The sequence below is a fragment of the Mesorhizobium sp. M2A.F.Ca.ET.042.01.1.1 genome, assembly GCF_003997405.1.
Classification (GTDB): Bacteria; Pseudomonadota; Alphaproteobacteria; order Rhizobiales; family Rhizobiaceae; genus Mesorhizobium.
Window position 1 is genome coordinate 1 of record NZ_RZRX01000469.1, and the last position, 2,443, is coordinate 2,443.

Sequence of the window (2,443 nt, forward strand, 5' to 3'; positions counted from 1 at the left end):
GACCGGCAGTGAGGCTCTGCGGCATCTCCCAACCGACCGCCGCCATGGCTGGCGTTGCGTTGACGAGAACATCCGGCCAGTCGGGAAGCCTGCCGCGCTTGGCGGCGGGCTTTCTGCTTGCCTGCCATCACGGGAGGTCCCGACGGCCTGTTAACCACACTTGCATTGAAGCTAATATGTTAGGACTTCCTTTGCGCTCGGGCTCCACAATAGGCCGGTAGCAGTGGGAGCAACGGCATGCGCATCGATTTATCCCCGACAAGCTGGGGCAGGGTCGTGGTGGTCACCGCCGCCGGCACCGCCTTTTTCATTGCCGTCGCCTTCTTCGTCGATTCCTTCAATTTTCCCTCGCTGTCGCCGCAGGCGCTGCTGTGGGCGAAACTCACGGATCTTTTCCTGCCGCTTGTCCTCGGCGGCTCCTTTCTGTTCTTCCTGATGTGGAAGATGCGCCAGCTGGCGATCACGCAAAAGGAGCTCAGCGTCATCGCCGCGACCGACAGCTTGACCGCGGTCTTCAACCGCGGCGCCTTCTCGATGCTGGTCGAGGCCTATCTCGACCAGGCACGCGACCAGACGGTCGCCGACGCCGGCGCGCTGCTGATCGTCGATGCCGACCATTTCAAGTCGATCAATGACCGCCTGGGCCACGACTGCGGCGACCAGGCGCTCAGGTTGATCGCCGCGACGATCAAGGGGCAACTGCATGGCGCCGACATCGTCGGACGCATCGGCGGCGAGGAATTCGCGATCTTCCTGCCCGGCGCCGATGCCACACGCTCCTTCCTGGTCGCCGAATCCATCAGGCGCCGCATCCGCGAGACCGAGTTTGCGCCAGACGGGCGGCCTTGGCCGCTTTCGGTCAGCATCGGCGGCATCGCCTTCAGCGGCCCGACCACCTACCACGACATGTTCCAGGTCGCCGACCGCCATCTTTACAAGGCCAAGGCCAACGGCCGCGACCAGGTGAGCTTCGAGAGCCGGCGCAGCGGGACGGCTGGCAATGCCGGCGGCACCATGCACTAACGCATGTCTCCCGAAAGTGGGAACCGGTTTCGGGATAAAGACATGCGTAAGATCAAAAATCTAAAGCGCATGGAGCGAATCTGAAAGATCGCGGCGCGCTTTAGGCGTCCCTTGGCGCCATCAACGGTCCGTTCATCCTTTGGCGGCTAGTGTCGGCGGCTGACCTCAGCCGATCCGCGAGCGACCGTGTTCGATCTTATCGACTTCAAGGCGGTGCTGATCATCGCCCTCATCTTCATCCCGCTGGAGCAGCTCCTGCCGCTGCATGGCGAGCAGTCGGCGACGCGCCGCCATTGGCTGAACGATGTTTTCTACCTGCTCTTCAACGGCATCGTCATCAAGGCCGGCATAGTATTGGTGGTCGGCGCGGCGATGCTGCTGGCGCAGCGTTTCGTTCCCGAGGCGCTCACCGCCGCCGTCCAGTCGCAGCCTGTATGGCTGCAGGCGATCGAGGCTCTGCTCATCGCCGACATCGGCTTCTATCTTGCCCATCGCGCCTTCCACGCGGTGCCGTTCCTGTGGCGCTTCCACGCCATCCACCACTCGATCGAGGAGATGGACTGGCTGGCCGCGCACCGCGTGCACCCGGTGGACCAGATCCTGACCAAGTCGGCTTCGTTCCTGCCGCTGTTCGCGCTGGGTTTTTCCGCCGAGGCGGTTCTCATCTACGTGCTGATCTACCAGTGGCAGTCGGTGTTCATCCACTCCAACACGCGCATCAAATTCGGGCCGCTGAAATGGCTGATTGCCTCGCCGCAGTTCCATCACTGGCACCATGCCAACGAACGCGAGGCCTATGACAAGAACTTCGCCGGCCAATTGCCCTTTCTCGACCTGATCGGCGGCACTTTGTTCATGCCGCCGCGGATGCCGGAAAAATACGGTGTCGACGAGCCTGTGCCGCAGCTCTACCACCGGCAGCTCGTCTATCCCTTCGTCGCAGCGGCCGAACCGGCCGCGCCGATCGCCGAAGCCTCGGCCGCCGGCAAGCCCGAATAACGGCAAGGAAAAGCCTCTCGTCAGGTGAACTGACCCGGGGGCAGTTCATAGGCGGCGGGCCTCAGAAGATAGTCTTGCCGTAAATCAGGCGGCAAAGCCGCCATAGCCGCGCGCGACCGGCTTCACCGAGACGATCGGCTGGTCCGACGGCCACAGGATGCCGGCGGTCACCGCGAAGGTGATCAGCGCATCGCGCGCCGACTCGGCGGAGATTTCTCCGGCCCGCGCCGCCTCGCAGGCCTTTACCGCGGCGCCGTAGCTCAGTCGCCGCCGCGATGGCGGAAACTCGGTCAGGAATTCATGCATGGCGGACAGCGAGGCGATCATACGCTTATGGCCGGCGCCGACGCTAAGGGCGACCGGGGTGAAGAACATCCTGTCGTACATTGAGACCTCGTCTGTTGGCTGCGGAGGCGGCGGG

At 63.5% G+C, this 2,443-nt stretch carries 3 protein-coding genes; 2 read left to right on the plus strand and 1 reads right to left on the minus strand.

The genetic code is table 11. From position 1 onward, the window contains the following. Positions 1-237 precede the first annotated feature (237 nt). Both EOA23_RS33780 and EOA23_RS33785 read left to right on the plus strand, forming a co-directional pair. Positions 238-1,023 (plus strand): GGDEF domain-containing protein, encoded by a 786-nt coding sequence (locus EOA23_RS33780; RefSeq protein WP_126061777.1) that lies wholly within the window; start codon positions 238-240, stop codon positions 1,021-1,023. Between the two features lie 186 nt (positions 1,024-1,209). Beyond that, positions 1,210-2,022, plus strand: a complete 813-nt coding sequence (locus EOA23_RS33785; RefSeq protein ID WP_127307240.1) for a sterol desaturase family protein — start codon at positions 1,210-1,212, stop codon at positions 2,020-2,022. Between the two features lie 84 nt (positions 2,023-2,106). On the opposite strand, the gene EOA23_RS33790 is transcribed toward EOA23_RS33785, so the two are convergent. Beyond that, positions 2,107-2,443: DUF982 domain-containing protein (locus EOA23_RS33790; protein ID WP_245474437.1), on the minus strand; the 337-nt coding region annotated here is incomplete at its 5' end.

Excerpts from the sequence above, each read along its gene's own strand:
- EOA23_RS33780 (WP_126061777.1), top strand. The coding sequence starts at position 238 with ATGCGCATCGATTTATCCCCGACAAGCTGGGGCAGGGTCGTGGTGGTC.